This window comes from Micromonospora sp. CNZ297 (assembly GCF_007827625.1).
The window spans coordinates 413,108-431,075 of the sequence record NZ_VISU01000003.1; the positions used below are offsets into that span (position 1 = coordinate 413,108).

At 73.1% G+C, this 17,968-nt stretch carries 20 protein-coding genes and 1 pseudogene; 11 read left to right on the plus strand and 10 right to left on the minus strand.

Going from position 1 to position 17,968, the window contains the following annotated elements:
- Positions 1–200 precede the first annotated feature (200 nt).
- The gene (locus FB454_RS08120) at positions 201–4,598 is read left to right on the plus strand and encodes a S8 family serine peptidase (RefSeq protein WP_145822740.1); all 4,398 of its coding nucleotides are present in this window, start codon (positions 201–203) and stop codon (positions 4,596–4,598) included.
- Positions 4,599–4,758: 160 nt separating this feature from the next.
- Here FB454_RS08120 and FB454_RS08125 read toward each other — a convergent pair whose 3' ends face one another.
- Positions 4,759–5,250, minus strand: coding sequence for a winged helix-turn-helix domain-containing protein (locus FB454_RS08125; RefSeq protein WP_013285206.1), 492 nt, complete (start codon positions 5,248–5,250; stop codon positions 4,759–4,761).
- Between the two features lie 286 nt (positions 5,251–5,536).
- On the opposite strand from FB454_RS08125, the pseudogene FB454_RS35335 reads away from it, so the two are divergent.
- Positions 5,537–5,725: pseudogene (locus FB454_RS35335) on the plus strand (hypothetical protein); the annotation flags it as partial.
- A 30-nt stretch (positions 5,726–5,755) separates the two neighbouring features.
- Here the strand turns inward: FB454_RS35335 and FB454_RS08135 are convergent.
- Positions 5,756–6,790: a sigma-70 family RNA polymerase sigma factor gene (locus tag FB454_RS08135; RefSeq protein ID WP_145822741.1), complete on the minus strand. Its 1,035-nt coding sequence runs from the start codon at positions 6,788–6,790 to the stop codon at positions 5,756–5,758.
- A gap of 96 nt (positions 6,791–6,886) precedes the next feature.
- Between FB454_RS08135 and FB454_RS08140 the strand changes: the two genes are divergently transcribed.
- Positions 6,887–7,714: an alpha/beta fold hydrolase gene (locus FB454_RS08140; RefSeq protein WP_013285204.1), complete on the plus strand. Its 828-nt coding sequence runs from the start codon at positions 6,887–6,889 to the stop codon at positions 7,712–7,714.
- Positions 7,715–7,782: 68 nt separating this feature from the next.
- Positions 7,783–8,010, plus strand: coding sequence for a hypothetical protein (locus FB454_RS08145; protein ID WP_013474689.1), 228 nt, complete (start codon positions 7,783–7,785; stop codon positions 8,008–8,010).
- Positions 8,011–8,058: 48 nt separating this feature from the next.
- Here the strand turns inward: FB454_RS08145 and surE are convergent, their stop codons facing one another.
- From surE to FB454_RS08160, 3 genes are read right to left on the minus strand one after another with little or no spacing between them, the layout of a single operon-like run.
- Positions 8,059–8,889 carry a 5'/3'-nucleotidase SurE gene (gene surE / locus FB454_RS08150; RefSeq protein WP_013285202.1) on the minus strand — a complete coding sequence of 277 codons (831 nt, stop codon included), beginning with the start codon at positions 8,887–8,889 and terminating at the stop codon, positions 8,059–8,061.
- A complete protein-coding gene (locus FB454_RS08155) occupies positions 8,879–9,820 on the minus strand; it encodes a 1-phosphofructokinase family hexose kinase (protein WP_240322327.1) in 942 nt (313 codons plus the stop codon). Before FB454_RS08155 ends, surE begins: the two co-directional genes overlap by 11 nt.
- Positions 9,821–9,862: 42 nt before the next feature.
- On the minus strand, positions 9,863–10,075 hold the full coding sequence (locus FB454_RS08160) for a hypothetical protein (protein ID WP_013474687.1): 213 nt from the start codon (positions 10,073–10,075) through the stop codon (positions 9,863–9,865).
- A 165-nt stretch (positions 10,076–10,240) separates the two neighbouring features.
- Between FB454_RS08160 and FB454_RS08165 the strand changes: the two genes are divergently transcribed.
- Positions 10,241–10,945: a hypothetical protein gene (locus FB454_RS08165; RefSeq protein WP_145822742.1), complete on the plus strand. Its 705-nt coding sequence runs from the start codon at positions 10,241–10,243 to the stop codon at positions 10,943–10,945.
- 9 nt (positions 10,946–10,954) lie between these two features.
- On the opposite strand, the gene FB454_RS08170 is transcribed toward FB454_RS08165, so the two are convergent.
- The 4 genes from FB454_RS08170 to FB454_RS08185 form a co-directional block, all read right to left on the minus strand.
- The gene (locus tag FB454_RS08170) at positions 10,955–11,437 is read right to left on the minus strand and encodes a hypothetical protein (RefSeq protein WP_030270789.1); all 483 of its coding nucleotides are present in this window, start codon (positions 11,435–11,437) and stop codon (positions 10,955–10,957) included.
- Positions 11,438–11,494: 57 nt separating this feature from the next.
- Complete coding sequence (locus FB454_RS08175; RefSeq protein WP_030270790.1) at positions 11,495–12,448, minus strand: FAD-dependent oxidoreductase; 954 nt, start codon at positions 12,446–12,448, stop codon at positions 11,495–11,497.
- 70 nt (positions 12,449–12,518) lie between these two features.
- Positions 12,519–13,433, minus strand: a complete 915-nt coding sequence (locus FB454_RS08180; RefSeq protein WP_013285196.1) for a CU044_5270 family protein — start codon at positions 13,431–13,433, stop codon at positions 12,519–12,521.
- On the minus strand, positions 13,426–14,040 hold the full coding sequence (locus tag FB454_RS08185) for an RNA polymerase sigma factor (RefSeq protein WP_145752603.1): 615 nt from the start codon (positions 14,038–14,040) through the stop codon (positions 13,426–13,428). Before FB454_RS08185 ends, FB454_RS08180 begins: the two co-directional genes overlap by 8 nt.
- A 178-nt stretch (positions 14,041–14,218) precedes the next feature.
- Between FB454_RS08185 and FB454_RS08190 the strand changes: the two genes are divergently transcribed.
- From FB454_RS08190 to FB454_RS08215, 6 genes are read left to right on the plus strand one after another with little or no spacing between them, the layout of a single operon-like run.
- A complete protein-coding gene (locus FB454_RS08190; protein WP_145822743.1) occupies positions 14,219–14,632 on the plus strand; it encodes a YbaB/EbfC family nucleoid-associated protein in 414 nt (137 codons plus the stop codon).
- Positions 14,629–14,958, plus strand: coding sequence for a hypothetical protein (locus FB454_RS08195; RefSeq protein WP_013474680.1), 330 nt, complete (start codon positions 14,629–14,631; stop codon positions 14,956–14,958). Before FB454_RS08190 ends, FB454_RS08195 begins: the two co-directional genes overlap by 4 nt.
- A 3-nt stretch (positions 14,959–14,961) precedes the next feature.
- Positions 14,962–15,456: a WXG100-like domain-containing protein gene (locus FB454_RS08200; protein WP_013285192.1), complete on the plus strand. Its 495-nt coding sequence runs from the start codon at positions 14,962–14,964 to the stop codon at positions 15,454–15,456.
- Positions 15,449–15,976 carry an endonuclease gene (locus FB454_RS08205; RefSeq protein ID WP_145822744.1) on the plus strand — a complete coding sequence of 176 codons (528 nt, stop codon included), beginning with the start codon at positions 15,449–15,451 and terminating at the stop codon, positions 15,974–15,976. Before FB454_RS08200 ends, FB454_RS08205 begins: the two co-directional genes overlap by 8 nt.
- Positions 15,973–16,518, plus strand: coding sequence for an SUKH-4 family immunity protein (locus tag FB454_RS08210; protein ID WP_145822745.1), 546 nt, complete (start codon positions 15,973–15,975; stop codon positions 16,516–16,518). Before FB454_RS08205 ends, FB454_RS08210 begins: the two co-directional genes overlap by 4 nt.
- The gene (locus tag FB454_RS08215; RefSeq protein ID WP_013285189.1) at positions 16,515–17,051 is read left to right on the plus strand and encodes an SUKH-4 family immunity protein; all 537 of its coding nucleotides are present in this window, start codon (positions 16,515–16,517) and stop codon (positions 17,049–17,051) included. The genes FB454_RS08210 and FB454_RS08215 overlap by 4 nt, the downstream gene beginning before the upstream one ends.
- A 2-nt stretch (positions 17,052–17,053) precedes the next feature.
- Here FB454_RS08215 and FB454_RS08220 read toward each other — a convergent pair whose 3' ends face one another.
- Entirely contained in the window at positions 17,054–17,944 is an 891-nt protein-coding gene (locus tag FB454_RS08220; RefSeq protein ID WP_145822746.1) for a hypothetical protein, read from the minus strand.
- Between the last annotated feature and the right edge of the window lie 24 nt (positions 17,945–17,968).

A 17,968-nucleotide genomic window follows, 5' to 3' on the forward strand; every position in this document is an offset into this window, starting at 1 on the left:
CATGTTGCTCACGTACGGTCATTGATCGTTCCTTGCTGTCGATCATAGTGTCCACTCAGGCGTCCGGCGCAGACCCGCACGGCGCCTAGGGGGCCTGGGGGGTTCTTTTCACACCGGTGTAGCAGTCGGGAGAGCACGTCTCCTGGCCCTTCTGCCATGGCTCGATCATCAGCGGGTCATCGGAGGAGGAGGCAGCACCGATGCTGAGACGTCCACACAGATGGGGCCCGGCCCGGCGGCTGGTGAGCGCGGGCGCCGCCCTGGTGCTCGCCGCCACCGCGCTGGCCGCGACCGGCACTGCGGCACAGGCCGAGACGGGCGCGGGCGCGGCGGCCGGCGACAAGATCCGTCCCGAGCTCACCCGCCAGCTCCAGGGCAAGAGCGAGGGCGACTTCTGGATCCACTTCGGCGCCAAGGCGGACCTGAGCAAGGCCGCCTCGATCAAGGACTGGAACGAGCGCGGCGCCGCCGTCGCGGCGGCGCTGAAGAAGACAGCCGCCGACAGCCAGTCGAAGATCCGCGCCGAGCTGGACCGCTCGGGCACGAAGTACCAGACCTTCTGGGCGACGAACGCCATCAAGGTCACCGACGGCTCGCTGACCATGGCGCAGAACTTCGCCGCCCACTCCGAGGTGGACGGCCTGTACGCGCCGGTGGAGTACAAGCTGCCGGAGACCACCCCCGGCACCGACGAGAAGTCGGCGAACGCCCTGGAGTGGGGCATCGCCAACATCAACGCCGACGACGTCTGGTCCCAGTACGGCGTCAAGGGCGCCGGGATCACGGTGGCGAGCATCGACAGCGGCGTCCAGTTCAACCACCCGGCGCTGGTGAACGCCTACCGGGGCAACAACGGTGACGGCACCTTCGACCACGACTACAACTGGTTCGACGCCGCAGGCGAGTGCGCCACCGCGCCGTGCGACTCCGACGGCCACGGCACGCACACCATGGGCACCATGGCCGGCGCCGACGGGGCCAACCAGATCGGTGTCGCCCCCGAGGTCAAGTGGATCGCCGCGAACGGGTGCTGCCCGTCCGACGCCGCGCTGATCTCCTCCGGCCAGTGGATGCTGGAGCCCACCGACCTCAACGGGCAGAACCCGGACGCCAGCAAGCGGCCGAACATCATCAACAACTCGTGGGGCACCACGGCGCCGTCGAACGAGCCGTTCATGGAGGACGTCACGAACGCGTGGACCGCCTCCGGCATCTTCGGCGTCTGGTCCAACGGCAACAACGGCCCGTCCTGCCAGACCAGCGGCTCACCGGGCAGCCTGGCGAGCAACTACTCGGCCGGCGCGTACGACGTCAACAACAACATCGCCAGCTTCTCGTCCCGGGGTACCGGGCAGAACGGCGAGATCAAGCCGAACATCTCGGCGCCTGGTGTGAACGTGCGCTCCAGCGTGCCGACCAACTCGTACGCCAGCATCAGCGGCACCTCGATGGCGGCGCCGCACCTGGCCGGCGCGATCGCGCTGCTCTGGTCGGCGGCGCCCACGCTGGTCGGCGACATCACGGCGACCCGCGCGCTGCTCAACGACACGGCGATCGACAAGGGCGACTCGCAGTGCGGCGGCACCACCGACGACAACAACGTCTACGGTGAGGGCCGCCTGGACGCGCTCGCGCTGCTCGCCGCCGCCCCCATCGGCGACAACGGCACGCTGGCCGGCAAGGTCACCGACGCCGCCACCGGGGCCGGGATCGCCGGCGCGACTGTCACCCTGTCCGGGGCGGCCGATCGCACGCTGACCACCGGCGCGGACGGGACGTACTCCTCGCTCCTGCCGGCCGGCGACTACCAGGTGGTCGTCTCGGCGTTCGGGTACGCGACCCGCACCCTGCCGGCGACGATCACCGCGAACACGACGACCACGCTCGACGTGGCGCTCACCGCGGTAGCGAGCGTCACGGTCAGCGGGCAGGTCACCGACGGGTCCGGGCACGGCTGGCCGCTGTACGCGAAGGTGAGCGTCGAGGGCACGCCGATCTCCGACTACACGACGCCGACGACCGGCCGCTACAGCCTGTCGCTGCCGTCCGGGGCGACGTACCGGCTCAAGGTCGAGCCGCAGTACGCCGGCTACCTGACCACCACCAAGGAGGTCACCGTCGGCACGGGCAACGTGACCGCCAACATCGCGGTGCAGGCGAACCCGGAGGCGTGCACCACCGCCCCCGGCTACACCGTCAGCTCCGACGGCGAGTACGAGACGTTCGACGGCACCGGTGTCCCGGACGGCTGGACCGTGGTGGACAACGCCGGCACCGGCCAGGTCTGGGAGTTCACCGACGCCGGTGAGCGCGGCAACCTGACCGGCGGCAGCGGCAACTTCGCCATCATCGACAGCGACAACTACGGCAGCGGCGGGCGGCAGGACACGTCGCTGGTCAGCCCGGTGGTCGACCTGACCGGCGTGACCGCGCCGGTGATCCGGTTCAACCAGGACTACAACTGGCTCAACAGCGACCGCGCGGACGTGGACCTGAGCCTCGACGGCGGCACCACGTGGAGCAACGTGCTCCGGCAGGCGGCCGACGTCCGCGGCCCGCGGGTGACCGAGGTGCCGATCCCGCAGGCGGCCGGCCAGTCGCAGGTGCAGGTGCGCTTCCACTACTACGAGGCGAGCTGGGAATGGTGGTGGCAGGTCGACAACGTCCTCATCGGCAGCAAGCTCGTCTGCAAGCCGGTCAAGGGCGGCCTGGTGCTCGGCCACGTCCGCGACAAGAACGACAACAGCTACGTCAACGGCGCCACGGTGACCAGCAAGGACCGCCCGGCGGAGAAGGCCACCACAGTCGCCACGCCGGACGACACCGAGCTGCCCGACGGCTTCTACTGGATGTTCTCGTCGCTGACCGGGACGCACCCGTTCACCGCCAGTGCCGGCAACTACGTGAGCCAGACCAAGCAGGTGGCGGTCGAGGAGGACTGGGCCACAGCGGCCAACTTCCAGCTCGCCGCCGGCCGGCTGTCGGTGAAGCCGACCTCGATCACCGGCACGGTCCGGATGCCCAGCGGGAAGGTCAGCAAGACGTTCACCGTCACGAACACCGGCGGGGCCCCGGTCACCGCCGAGTTCAGTGAGCGCGACGGCGGGTTCGTGCTGCAGCGGGCCGACGGCTCCCGGCTGTCCGAGCAGGCGCTGCTCGGCTCCACCGGCGCACCGGCGCAGCGGCTGACCGCCGCCACGTCGTTCGCGGCCCGCTCGTCGGGCAAGTCGTCGAACGCGATCGCCGCCGCCGCACCGCAGGCGGACCCCTGGACCACCATCCCGGGCTACCCGGCGAACGTGATGGACAACCGGGTCGTCAACGTCGACGGCACCGTCTACTCCATCGCCGGTGGCGACGGCACCGCGTCGAGCGCCAAGAACTACCGGTACGACCCGATCACCCAGGCGTGGACCGGCATCGCCGACCTGCCCGGCGCACGTAACGCCATGACGGTCGGCGTGCTCGACGGCAAGATCATCGCCACCGGTGGCTGGGGTGCCGCCGGACCGGACGCCGCCACCTTCTCGTACGACCCGGCGGCGAACACCTGGACCCGCAAGGCCGACAACCCGGCGCCGCGCGCGGCGGCCGGCCAGGCGGTCGCGGGCGGCAAGCTGTACGCGATCGGCGGCTGCACCACAGCGAGCTGCACGCCGATGGCCAACTCGGTGGTCCGGTACGACCCGGGCGCCGACGCCTGGGAGACGCTGCCGGCGTACCCGAAGTCGGTGGCGTTCCTGTCCTGCGGCGGGATCGACGGCACCGTCTACTGCACCGGTGGCAACGACGGCACCACGTCGCAGAAGGTCGGTTACGCCTTCGACCCGGCCGCGGGCGCCTGGACCGCCATCCCGGACGCGCCGGCCGACAGCTGGGCCTCCTCGTACGCGGTGGCGAACGGCAAGCTGCTGGTCGTCGGCGGGTCGCAGGGCGGCGCCATCACCAACGCCGGCTTCGCGTTCGACCCGGCGACCAACTCGTGGGCCAACCTGCCCAACGCCAACGCCCCCCGCTACCGGGGTGGCGCGGCCTGCGGGTTCTACAAGATCGGCGGTTCGTCGGGCGGCTTCACGGCCACCAAGGACAGCGAGGTCCTGCCCGGCTTCGGCGAGTGCGCCGAGGGCGCGGCCGACGTGAGCTGGCTGACCGTCGACAAGTCGAAGGTCACGCTGGCACCGGGTGAGAAGGTCACCGTCACGGTCGGCATGGCCGCGAACGTCGACCAGCCCGGCACGTACTCGGCCTCCGTGGTGATCAAGGAGAACACCCCGTACACGGTGGAGCCGGTGGCGGTGACGATGATCGCGCAGCCGCCGACCACCTGGGGCAAGCTGTCCGGCACGGTCTCCGGCAAGAGCTGCCAGGGCGCCACCGCGCCGCTGGCGGGCGTGACCGTGCAGGTCGACTCCTGGGCGAACTCGTACACCTTCACCACCGACGCCCAGGGCCGGTACGCCTACTGGATGGACCGGCGCAACAACCCGCTGACGCTGATCGTCGCGAAGGACGGCTGGAAGCCCCAGACGCGCCAGACGAGGATCAACAGCAGCACGCCCACGGTTGAGGACTTCACCCTCTCCCCCACCCGCTGCTGACCCCAGCGGCTGACGAGGACGGCCCGCCCGGCACACCCGCCGGGCGGGCCGCCCCCTTTCCCCGGCGATCTTGCACTCGCGGCCCCGGCAAGGCAGACGAAAGCCCCACCCGAGGGGCCGTAACTGCAAGATCAACGGCGAGGGCGGGAGGGCTCAGGGGTTACGGGGTGAGGCGGAAGCCTACGCCTCGGACGGCGTGGATCATGGCGGGGGCGTCCAGGCGGCCCAGCTTGCGGCGGAGGCGGCGTACCACGGAGTGCATGTCCGAGCCCCGCCCGAGGTGGTCGTTGCCCCAGACGGCGCGGTGCAGCCGTGCGTACGTCCACACCTGGCCGGGCGTACCGGTGAGGCAGACGAGCAGGTCGTGCTCCAGCGGCGTCAACCCGATCTCCCGCTCCCGCCAGCGCAGCACCCGCCGGTCGGAGTCGACGGCCAGTTCCCGCCCGGGTGGCTCGGCCGGCGCCTCGTCACTCGCGGGCGGGTGCGGCGCCGGGGCCAGCGCGGGCCGGCGTACCAGGTCGAGGAAGCGGCGGGCCTGATGGGCGCTGGACACGATCAGGAACGACTCGGTGCCGCCGAGCAGTTGGGCGAGCTGCCGGCGCTCGGCCGACGAGGACGCGATGCCGATGACCAAGGACGGGAGCCCTGTCATCCGTTCCCACCTTTCCGGCAGGCCGAACCACAACGCCGGGCGGCCGCCAGGCACGACGATGCGGAGGCACCTGGCTTGCGGAGTTCGACCCGAGGGGTGCGGGAGCTGCGGTTTCGTGAGGCTTCGGGGTGAACTACCGGGATCATATAGCCGAGCACCGATGATTGGTATAGCAGTTAACGTCGATGTAACTGCCAGCAACAAGGTGTTCGAGGCAAGTTGCGCCGGCGCACGCGTACCGATGAGAGCCGGGGCGTACGGCGGTCCAATGCGTGTGATCACCCACATGCTCTGCCTGGCCGACGGGACGCCGACCCGCGCGGACATCGCGGCCCGCTGCGCCGAACTGGCCGAGGCGCTGCGCGGCCGCGACCGGGGCGTGGTGGTGTGCGACGTGTCCGCGGTGACCGCGCCCGACCTGGTCACGGTCGAGGTGCTGGCACGGATCCGCCTGACCGCGCGGCGGTTCGGCTGGCGGCTGGAGGTACGCGGCGCGGGCGACGACCTACGCGAGCTCGCCGGCCTGCTCGGGCTGGCCGGTGCCCTCCTCGAGCCGGTCCGGCAGCCCGAACAGCGGGAACAGGCGCTCGACGTCGAGGAAGTTGTTGAGCGACGTGATCCGGCCACCGGAGACGCCGATCACGATCAGCGCCCAGGGCACGTGGCCTGAGCCGTCGGGGTCGCGCCGGTAGTGCCCGAACGCCGGCATCCCGTTGGCGGCGGTCGGCACCAGGCGGGAGCCGCGGCAGCCGCTGCCGGTGCCGGCCATCCACGCCGCGATGTGCTCGGGACCGCGCAGCCACAGCGGCAGCGGCGGCATCGACAGCGTCGCGTCCTCGTGCAGCAGCGCCGTGAGCGCCGCCAGGTCGTACGCCTCGAAGGCCCGCACGTAACGGGCGAGCAGCGCCTGCTGCTCGCTGTCGAGCGGCCGGCGCACCTCGGCCTCGGTGTCGGTTGAGGCGAGCGTGGCGCGCGCCCGTTGCAGCGCGCTGTTGACGCTCGCCACCGACGTGTCGAGCAGGTCGGCGACCTCCTGGGCCGACCAGGCCAGCACCTCGCGCAGGATCAGCACGGCCCGCTGCTTCGGCGGCAGGTGCTGCAACGCCGCGACGAATGCCAGCCGGACCGACTCCCGGCCGGCGACCACCTCGGCCGGATCGGCGACCTCGGGCAGCACCCGGTCGTCGGGCGCCGGGCCGAGCCAGATCTGCTCCGGGCGCGGCTCGCCGGGGTGGGTGGCGGTGCCGACGCCGGCCGGACCGAGGTCCATCGGCCGGATCCGGCGCTGCGCGCTGGTGGACATGGTGAGGCAGACGTTCGTCGCGATCCGGTAGAGCCAGGTCCGCAGCGCGGACCGCCCCTCGAACTTGTCGAAATTACGCCAGGCCCGGACGAACGTGTCCTGCACCGCGTCCTCGGCCTCGAAGGCCGAACCCAGCATCCGGTAGCAGTAGCCGGTCAGCTCCGACCGGTACGCCTCGAGTTGCGCCTCGACGGGGACGCTCGCCACCTCGCTCACCCCGCCGAAACTAGCCCACATGCTGCGTCAATGCGAGCACGTTCGAGCCCGCACCGATGAGTCGGTGCCGCCCGGCCGGTCTGACAGCCGTCAGGTCACCACGTCCGAGGAGCACCGATGACCACAGCGCAGCGCGACGAGACCCACGCCCCGGGGCGGTACGCCGACGTCAACGGCGTCCACCTCTACCACGAGACGCACGGCGAGGGCCGGCCGATGATCCTGCTGCACGGCGGCCTCTGCTCGGGCGAGATGTTCGCCCCGATCCTGCCCGCGCTCACCGCGAGGCACCGGGTGATCCTGGTGGACCTCCAGGGGCACGGCCGCACCGCCGACGTGGACCGGCCGCTCGACATGGCGCTGATGGCCGACGACGTGGCCGCGCTGATCGACCACCTCGGGCTGGACCGGCCGGACGTGGTCGGCTTCTCCCTCGGCGGCGGTGTCGCCCTGCACACCGGTTTCCGGCACCCGGAGAAGGTCGGCCGCCTGGTCGCCGCGTCCGCGCACATCCGCCGCGACGCCGTCTACCCGGAGCTGCTGGCGCAGCAGGGCCAGGTCGGCGCCGCGGCGGCCGAGTACATGAAGGACACCCCGATGTACGAGCTGTACCAGCGGGTCGCGCCCCGTCCGGAGGACTTCCCCCGGCTGCTCGACAAGATCGGTGAGGCGATGCGGAAGGACTTCGACCTCACCGAGCAGGTCCGTGCCCTGCGGGTGCCGACGCTCGTGGTGGCCGCCGACGCCGACATGGCCCCGCCGAGCCACTTCGTCGAGGTGTTCGGGCTGCTCGACGGCGGCCGGCGCGACGGCGGCTGGACGGGCGAGGGCCGCCCGGCGGGCGGGCACGCGCTGGCGATCCTGCCCGGCCTGACCCACTACGACATCGACCAGTCGCCGCTGTTCGCCGCGGTCACCCTGGACTTCCTCGACCGGGGCCGCTGACCCGCGCGCGTGTGCCGCGTCCCGTGCCGGGGTACCGCTTGCACAGGAGCACCGGTGAGGAGGACGAGATGACCGACCCCAGGTACGCACCGATCGGGCTGGCCGCCGCCGGACGGCTGGTCCCCGACGACGGACAGACCGACGGCGGTGAGGTCGTCGGCGCCGACGACGCGGCTGCCGACGCCGCCCGGGCCGGCGCCGACGTGGACCTGTCCCGGGCCGACCGGGACAGCGACGGCACCCCGGTGGGCGCCGCCGACGCCGAGGCCGACCGCCGCCGCGCGGCCGGCGAGTGACGCTCTCCGCCCCGCCACCCGTGCGACGGTGGCGGGGCGGAGCCGTCCTCAGCCGTCGACCGGCAGCTCCACGTCGGGCAGGTGTCCGAGCGCCCGGATCGCGGTGACCGCCGCGTACCCGTCGGCCAGCCAGGCGATGTCGGTGCCGGGGACCGCGCGGACCGCGTTCGCCTCCACAGCCGTACGCACGAACCCCTCACCGCGCTCGGCGACGGACACCTGCACCTGACCGAACGGGGCGAGTGTCGCCTGGCGCAGCCCGGCCACCTGATCGGCCGGCCGGTCCGGCACGTTGAGGTTGAGCACGGTGCCCGGATCCGCCCCGGCCAGCCACGGCAGCAGCGTCGCGGCCAGGTCGGCGGCTGTCGACCAGTGGCGGGACTCGTCGTCCACGCTGTCCAGCACCGCGATCGCCGCGCCACCGCTGCCGGCGCTCGCCGCCGCCGGGGTGAGCACGTCGAGCGACACGGCGAGCGCGCGGATGCCGTTGTTGCCGGCGGTCAGCGCCGCGCCGACGGTGCCGGAGTGCAGGACCGCGTGGCCCGCGTTGGCGCCCCGGTTGATGCCGGACAGCAGCAGGTCCGGCACCGGCCCGAACACGCCGAGCCCGGCCAGCACCGCGATGTACGCCGGGGAGGCCGCCACCGCGTACGCGGGCACACCGGGCAGCCCGTCCAGCTCGGTCTCACGGAACACCAGCCGCCCGTCGTCGGTCACCGCCGACAGCGCCGCGCTCATCCCGCTGGCCTCGGCCTCCGGCGCCGCGACCACCACGTCCATTCCGCGTTCGTACGCCGACCGGGCCAGCGCGCGGATGCCGGGGGCGTGCACACCGTCGTCGTTGGTCACCAGCACCCGTGGCGGCCGGTCAGCCGTCATCGTCGCCACCGTCCAGCGGGGTCAGCCGCACCCGGCCGGCCAGTTCGCGCACCGCCTCGGCCCGGCCCGTGCCCAGCCCGTGCCGGGTCACGTTCAGCGCGCCCGCGGCGGCGCCGATGTGCAGCGCCTCCCGCATGTCCCCGCCCCGGGCCAGCACCGCGGCGACCCCGGCGGTCATCGAGTCACCGGCGCCCCGGTGGTCGGCCAGCTCCAGCGGCGGGGCGTGCACCAGCAGCGGCTCGCCGTCCTCCGGCAGCGCCAGCGCGGGCTCCCCCGCGCGGCTGATCAGCACCGTCCGCGCGCCCCGCTCCTGGCACCGGCGGCCGGCGTCGCGCAGCGCCTCGACGCTGTCGTCCTTGGCCAGGCCGTCGTCGAGCAGCTCCTCGTGGCTGACCTTCAGCACGCTCACGCCGCCGTCGAGCACCGCCTCCAGGTACGGCCCGGACAGGTCGGCCACCACCTTGCCGCCGTTGGCGCCGAGGTCGGCGGCGAGCCGGCGGTAGATGTCCGGGTCCACCACCTGCGGGTCGGCCGGCCCGCTGAGCACGCTGACCGGCGCGCGCAGCCCTTCGGTGAGCGTCACCGTGTACAGCTCGTCGATGTCGTGCCGCACCATCGGCGCCCCCGGGTGCTCGGCGATCTCGGTCCGCTCGCCGTCGCGCCGGTCGTGCACGTACCAGCCGGTGCCGGACTCCCGCCGCACCGTCCGGACCGTGACGTCCTCGTCGTCGAGCAGCTTGCGGACCGCGTCGCCCACCTCGCCGCCGAGACCCACGCACATGGTCACCGGTACGCCGAGCGCCGCGATCATCCGGGTCTGCCACACCCCCTGCCCGCCGGGGTGCAGGTGCAGCTCGGGTACGTCGCCCTGCTGCTCGATCGTCACCGTCAACAGCGGGGCCGGGGCGAACACCATCACCTTCTGCTCCATCCGCCAGTGTTGCCCGCTGAGCGGCCCCGGTAATCCCCCAGGTCAGCGCGTACGCGCGGCGGTGCGCCGACGCCGCAGGTACGGCAGCGCGAACAGGTAGAGGCCGCTGATCAGGAGCAGGGCGAGCGGGAGCAGCGGCACGTAGGAGACCCACACGATCGGGTCCTTCTGGGCCAGCGCCACGAAGGTGATCACGACGGTCACGGTGAAGACGACGGAGAACCAGCGGTGCAGCTGACGGATGCGCGTGTCCATGGACGGTGACCTCTCGCCGGTGGCCTCCCCGGCGGGGAGGCCCGTGCCGGAAACGCTAGGTCCGGGCGCCCGCCCGAGGCTTCTCGATTCCTGACCGGTCCGCGGGACGGGTTGCCGGGCAGCCCTACCCTGCCGACAACAGCAGCCGATGCCACGGGGGCAGGCATGCAGATCATCGAACACAGCGTCCTCGGCACCCGTTCCGCCGTGCTCCGTCTACGCCGTCCCGGCAGCCGGCTGGAGTTCCTGGTGTTCCCGATGCTCCACGTGGCGAGCCCGGCGTTCTACGCGGCGGTCACGAAGCGGCTCCGGGAATGCGACCTGCTCGTCGTCGAGGGCGTCAGCGGCCGGTCCGCGGTCGGCTCGGCGTTGACACTCACCTACCGGGCCATGCCGGCCAACCGGCGCTCCGGCCTGGTGACAGACCCCATCCCGTACGCGTCTCTCGGCGTCGAGGTGCTCAACCCGGACGTGTCGGCGGCGGAGTTCGCCCAGGGCTGGCGGGCGATGCCGCTGCGGTACCGCCTCCAGATGTGGCTGGTGATCCCGTTCGTGATGGTAATGCAGTTCTTCGGCGGCACCCGGCGGCTGCTCTCGCCCGAGATCGAGGTGAGCGACCTGCCGTCGGCCACCGACGAGCGGTACGCCGACCACGAGTTCACCGAGCACGCCGAGCGCGCGTTCGGCGGCGAACGCGACGAGCGGCTGCTCGCCGCGTTGTCCGAGCTGGTCCGTGCCCGGTCGGCGGAACGCATCGACGTGGCTGTCGTGTACGGCGCCGGGCACGTGCCGGCGATCGTGCGCGGGCTCTTCGAGCTGCACGGATACCGTCCACGCGCCGCCGAATGGCTGACCGTCCTGGAGCGGTGAACAGAGCGCTCAGGCGGCGTCGGAGCGCCGGATGAACCCGGCAACGGCGAGCGCGCTGATCGTGGTCGCCACGGCCGCGGCGAGCACCAGAAGGGTGGTCTCCACCTGCACCGTACGCATGTATTCGCCGCCCTCGGCGGTGGCCGACGCGTAGCGCACGGCTGCCAGCGGGTTGAGCAGCACCGCGGCGATACCGGCGGTCCACGCCCTCGCCGGAAGCCGCTCGTCGTCGGGGCGGACGGTCCGCCGGACGGCCCACCGGCCGAGAGCCGCGAACGTGACGAGCAGCGTGACCGGCAGCAGCCAGAGCACGGCGGGCAGCAGGTCACGCAGGGGCACCACGGCGTCGAGCAGCTCCACCAGGAAACCGGAGCCGTCGTGGGTCACCAGGCCGATCCGGTGGCTGTAGGCGGCGAGCGCGACAAGCGTGCAGCCGATGTGGACGGCGATCAGGGCGACGAGGGCGAACAGTGCGGCGCGGCGGGCGGACACCGGGCCGAGGTTACCGCCCGCCGAGCCCCGACGGTGGACCGTCGCGCGCCGGGGCGGTCAGACGCCCAGGGCCAGGTCGGCCACCTCGGCGGCGCAGCCCCAGGACAGCGTCACCCCGGCGCCGCCGTGCCCGTACGCGTGCACCAGCCGCACGTCCGCCGCGTCCACCTCCACCCGGGGGCCGCCGTGCCGGGCCGGCCGCAGCCCGATCCGCTCCCCCAGCACCGGCGCGTCCGCGAGCTGCGGCACCAGCGCCACGCACCGGCGCCGGATCGCCGCCGCCTCCTCCGGGTCGGGGCGGGTGTGTCCCACCCCGGCCTCGTAGGTGCCGCCGAGCACCACGTCGTGGCGGCGCGGATGCACGTACGTGACGCCCGCCGGGTCGTCCTCGTCGCGTACCGAGACGGTCAGGCCCGGGTTCGCCACCAGCAGGACGTGCCCGCGCGCCGGGTACACGGCCGGGTCGGCGGCGAGCCGGCCGGCGGCCAGGCCGGTCGCGTTCACCACGACCGGGGCGACCTCGTACGCCTCGGCGAGCGTGCCCAGCGCGCGGCCGACGATCCGGCCGCCGCCCGCCTCCAGGCGCTGCCGGAGCCAGGCGAGGTACGGGGTCATCTCCACCGACGGGGCGGTGAACCGCAGCAGCGCGGTGTACGGCGGCTCCGCCGGCTCGGCCGTCAGGTCGCCGCAGGCGTCGGCCCACCAGGGCGGCCCGGCGTAGCGGTGGCGCAACCACATCCGGGTGGGCCGGTCGACCACTCCCGGCACCCCGTCGGCCGCCTGGCGGCGCAGCTCGGCGTGGGTGTCCCGGGCCCAGCGCAGCACCCGGGGATCCTCCTCGGTGTGGCTCGGGTACCAGACCGCGGCGGCCACCGTCGACACCGTGTCGGCCGGGTCGTGGGCGGTCAGGACGGTGACGTGTGCGCCCCGCCGCTGGAGCGTGAGCGCCGTCGTCATCCCGATCACCCCGCCGCCGACCACCACCACGTCCGCCTTCGTCATGACGCCCATGATGGCGCAGGCCCCGGACGCACGACCGGAGCGGGCGGGCCGCCCAGGGAGGCGACCCGCCCGGTGGGCGTCAGCCCTTCTGGCCGACCCGGTCCACGACGGCGACGGACAGCACCGCGGACGTGCCCGCCTCCCCGCCCACGCCGAGGAACGCGTACGTCCGCGGGTCGAACACCAGCACCATCAGAGCTGGACTGCGCCCCGGGGAGGGCCAGCTGACGCCCACACCGGAGCGGCCCGCGCCGTCGGTGGCCTTCTCCACCACCTCCAGGCCCGGTGTCGCGGCGGCGGCCTCGAAGAGCGCGGCCCGCGAGCGCGGCCTCAGGTACGAGTCGCCGAGCAGGGACAGCACGTCCTTGGCGGCGGCGTTGACGTCACCGGGCTCGCCGCTGCGGTGCTTGTCCAGGTAGGCGCGCATCGCTGTGGCGTCGGTGGGCACGGCCGGGTCGTAGGCCGGGCTCGGCACGCACGGTTCGGTGCCCGGCAGGAGCTGCCCGCCCTTGTACATCTTCGCGCGGCCGTCCCGGCAGCCGGGGAGCACGAACTCCTGGCGGCCGCCCGCCGGGTGCTCGACGACCAGGCCGTCCCTCGTCCCGTCCACCGACGCCCAGCTCTCCCGCAGCTGCGGACCGTCCTGCATCCGGGTGTAGACGAACTGGTCGGGCCGGGGCTCGACGTCCGGCAGCCGCAACGCCGCCGCCGCCGCGTCGCGCAGCACCTGCCGGGCGTCGGCCCGGGCGGCCGGCGCGCTGCCGCCGATCCGGTCCGGCGCCAGCACCAGCACCGCGGCCAGCGACGCCGCCACCGACGCCGTCGCGACGCCGGTGAGGACCAGCCGCCAGGCCGGCCGTCGTGCCCGCCGAACCGGCGCGGCCTCCGTCGTGGTCATCGCGCCGACCAGCCGGGTACGCGCGGCGCCGAGTCGTTCGTCCGCCGGCAGCTCGGTCTCGTCGCCGAGCCGCTGGAGCAGTCTCATCTCATCCATTACTCAGTACCTCCTCGATGGTGTCAGCCGGTTCGCCGCCGAGCCGTTCCCGCAGCAGCCGGCGCGCCCGGTTCAGCCGCGACCGCACGGTGCCGACCGGGATGCCCAGCGCGGCGGCGACCTCCTCGTACGTCAGGTCCTCCCAGGCGACGAGCAGCAGCACGTCGCGGTCGCCGTCGGCGAGCCCGGCCAGCGCGTCCAGCAGGTGCCGGCGCAGCGACCGCGCGGTCACCTCGGCGGCTACCCGGTCGGCGGGGGACGCCTCGGACGTCGCCGGGTGGTACGCCTGCCGCAGCCGGTACTCCCGTTCCTCGGTGCGCCGCTGCTGGGCGACGAGGTTGGTGGCGATCCCGTACAGCCAGGGGCGGGCGTTCGGGCAGCCGGTGTCGAACCGGTCCCGGCGCCGGAACGCGGCGAGGAACGTCTCCGCGACCAGGTCGTCGGCTGCCGCGGAGCCGAGGCGGCGCGCCAGGTAGCGGTGGATGTGCGGCGCGTGCCGGTCGAAGATCGCGGCGAAGGTCTCCGGTTCCCGTACGGACCGGGCGACGACCTCGGCGTCGGTGAGCGCGCCGACGTCGGCATCCGTCGCCCGTCTCAGTCTTCTCATGCGCGGCCTCTCGGCGAGTGGGGACGTGTCACCTGTTGTCCGCTGCTCGCGTCCGGACGGTTCACGCCCGTGACGGTAGGCCGGTCGGACGGTCCGTCGTGGACCGCGCGGTCGTACGGGGCGGAATCGCTTTGTCCCTCTCGGTTACGCTCGTGGCGTTTGGCCTTGGGGAGGGCTCATGAGTGCGGATCCTTCGATGAGCGGCGACTTCACCCGCATGCTCGACGCGACGATGGCGGCACTTCGGACGGTGGGTCCGCCGCCGGAGGGTGAGGCGGAGACGCCCGCGGTCGGCGAGGCCGCCGACGGGCAGGTACGCGCCGAGATGGGCCGCGACGGCCGGCTCCACTCGCTACACGTCGAGCCGCGGCTGATGCGGCTCGGCTCCGACGAGCTGACCGCCCACATCGTCACCGCCGTCAACGCGGCGATCGACGGGCTGCGGACCGGCCCGGCTCCGCAGGTCGCGGACATGTCGCAGTTGCGGGAGCAGTTGCAGGAGGTACGGGACACGGCCGTACCCCGGCTCGGGTCGTTCCTCGACGCGCTCACCGAGGCGCAGGAACGGCTGGCGCGCGGCGGGCAGCGATGAGCGGCGGCGGCTTCGAGGTGCACCCGCCGCTGATCCGGGCCGCCGGGCGCGGCGTCACCGACGTGGCCAAGCGGTTCACCGGCGAGCTGGAGGCGTTCGAGGCGCGGATGCAGGGCTACGGCGAGCCGTGGGGCGCCGACGACATCGGGTCGCTGATCGGCATCGCGTACACCGAGGTGGCGAACTACATCTTCGACTGCCTCGGCATGGCCGCCGACGAGTTCACCTCGGCGGGCGCCGACATCGCGGGGATGGCTGACTCGTACGAGCGGGTCGACGAGGACGGCGCGGGCACCATGCGCTCGCTGGCCGGCGGGCTGGGGTGAGCCGTGGGACTGCAACTACCCGGTGAGCTGGTCACCGCGCTCGGCTGGATCGGCTACACCTGGCCGGCCGCCGACGAGGAGAAGCTCTTCGAGATGGGCCAGGCGTGGCTGGAGTTCGGCGGCCGGATCGGGGCGGCGGCCGGCGAGGCGGACGCGGCTGCCGCGCAGGTGTGGACGCAGAACGTCGGCCCGGCGATCGCGGCGTTCCAGAAGTGGTGGGGCGGCGAGCAGAACGGGCCGCTCGTGCTGCACGACAGCATGCCCGCGGCGATGCTGCTGGGCGCCGGGCTGATCATCTGCGCGGCGATCGTGCTGGCGCTGAAGATCGCGGTGATCGTGCAGCTCGCCATCCTCGCGTTCCAGGTCGCCCAGGCGATCGCCACCGCCGTGGTCACGTTCGGCGCCTCGCTGGCCGAGATCCCGATCTTCCAGATCATCACCCGGGAGATCGTCGGCGCGCTCATCGACCAGGTCATCGGGAGACTGCTCGATGCCTAGCCCGAGGCGCGGCCGGGGCGCCGCCGCGAAACCGGCCGCCGGCAAGATCGTCCGCAAGGCGGTCGAGAAGCTGGAGAAGCCGATCGTCCGGGTCACCGGACCGAACCGGAGCCTGCCCACGAAGGTGGTCCGGGTGGAGCGCCGGAACTTCCACGCCACCGCCCAGTTCCGGCGCAAGATGGCCGCGCTGAAGAAGCTCAGCGACGAGGGCAAGCTCTACAAGGCCACCAACCCGGTGCAGCGCGACAAGAGCATCACCGACGGCTACAAGGACCGGATCCGGCAGAAGATCTGGGACAAGTACTGGCCGCACGACAAGGACCTCGCCAACCGGCTCAGTCAACGGCTCAGCGACTACCATCCCGACCACGTATGGGAGCTGCAGCTCGGCGGGCCGGACACCGTCGACAACCTCAAGCTGCTGCATGGTAGAACCAACACGGACATCGGCTCCCAGATCTGGGGGCAGATCCAGAATCTGCCGGACGGAACCCCGATCCGAATAGAGGTAGTGGATTGACTTCCGATCTCGCGCAGCTTCTCGACGAACTCCGCGCCGACCTGGCCGCGGACGAGCCGGCGAGTCTCGCGTACGCGCAGATCGGCGCGCCCGCCGACGACGGTGACGTGCCGGCGGAGCTGCCGGCCGGCCTGCGTGATCTGCTGCTCGCCGCCGACGGCCTGCGGGCCGGGGCGTTCGAGCTGGCCTCGGCCGGCCGGCTCGCCAGGGTGCAGTACTTCCTCGACTACGCGCCCGACTTCTCCCCCATCCCGCAGGACAAGACCGGCTGGCTGGTCGTCGGCACCCGCAGCGACGAACCGATCTTCCTGGAGCGGGCGACCGGCGCGGTCTGGTACTTCCCGCCGACCGGCACCGAGTGGTTCATGGGCGACGCGTTCGAGGAGCTGGCGCCCGACCTCGACTCGTTCGTGCACTACTACGTGCTCGGCCCCGGCTACGCCGAGCTGGTCACCGACGACGACGGGTGGTACGCGTTCCTCGACCGGCAGGGCCTGCTCGACGACGCGGACGAGGTCGACGAGGACGAGGCGCAGCCGTGACCGTGACCCGGGAGCAGCTCACCGCGCTGTGGGGTGAGCGGGGCGTCATCTACTTCCCCGACCAGCGCTTCGACGCGATCCTCGGGCCGCTCGGGCCGGAGGTGTTCCCGCCCGACGGTGCGCTGCCGGTCGAGGTGCCGATCCTGTTCACGGTCGACGTCTCGGTCCCCGACGTCGAGCTGTTCTCCACGCTGTCGATCGAGCTGGGCGACCAGGGCCCCCGCCCGTACGTCGTGCTCGGCGCCTCGCCGGAGGACCCGGCGCTGCTGTTCTGCCTGGACGCGGGCACCGGCGCGGTGATCCTGCTCGACCTGGAGACACCGAACCTGGAGACGGTGAACAGCACGTTCGCCGCGTTCGTGGAGTTCCTCTACCGGCTCGGGCAGCTCATCGCCACCGACCCGGGCGGGCGGGAACGGGCCGCACGGGCGGCGGCGATCCGCGACGACCTGCGTCCGGTCGACCCGGTGGCGTTCGCGGAGCCGGAGTCGTGGTGGAACATGGCGTTCGACGAGCTGGAGTCGACCGCCTGACGTCAACCGGCCGCCGGCGCGGGCACCGCCGGTGCCGCGCGGTCCGCGCCGGTCAGCCCGGCGACGAGCAGCAGGTACGCGGCCAGCTCCACCACCGCCGTGAGCGCCGTCATCGGTTGCGGCATCGCGGTCGTGGGTGTGATGGCGTACCAGGCGAACAGGGCGGTGCCGTCGGCCGAGACCGGCAGGCGCACGGCCTCGATGGCCGCGTCGAGCAGCGGCAACGCGAGCACCGCCAGCAGTGCCGCCCCGGTCGCGGCGAGCCGTCGGCCCCGCCCGGCCAGCAGCGCGGCGAGCGCCAGCGCGGCGAGGGCGAGCGCCAGCGGCGGCAGCACCGCGAGGACGAGCGCGGGCACGACGTCGGCCTGGTCGTACCCCGGGCCGTCCACCCGGGTCAGCGTGGTGCGGGTGCGGGTCTCCACGACCCGGGTACCGGCGGCGACGGCGATGTCGGCGACCCGGACGGCCGCGTACCCGACGACGGGCGCGGCGGCGACCGCCGCGGCGATCAGGTGCCGCCGCCGTCCACGACCCCGGTACGCGAGCAGCAGCACCGCCACCGCGACAAGCGCCGCCCAGCTCCCGGCGAGCGCCGCGTCGAAGCCGGCCGTCCGGTCGACGGCGCTGTCGTCGCTGCCGTACACCGTCCAGCCGAAGTCCCCCGCGCCCGGCTCGGCCGGCATGGTGCGGACCGCGTCCACGACCAGCGGTACGAGCGCCGTCGGCACCGCCCAGCGCGGGGCCGGCAGTCCGGCGGCGACGGCGTAGCCGAGCAGCAGCGCCAGGCTCAGCACCTCGGCGCCGCGCCAGAGCGGGGCGGCCACCAGGACGCCGACGACGTGGGCGACGGCGGACACCGCCGCGAGGATCAGCAGCAGCGGAGCGCGACGCACCGGCGGATCCTTTCACGACACAGC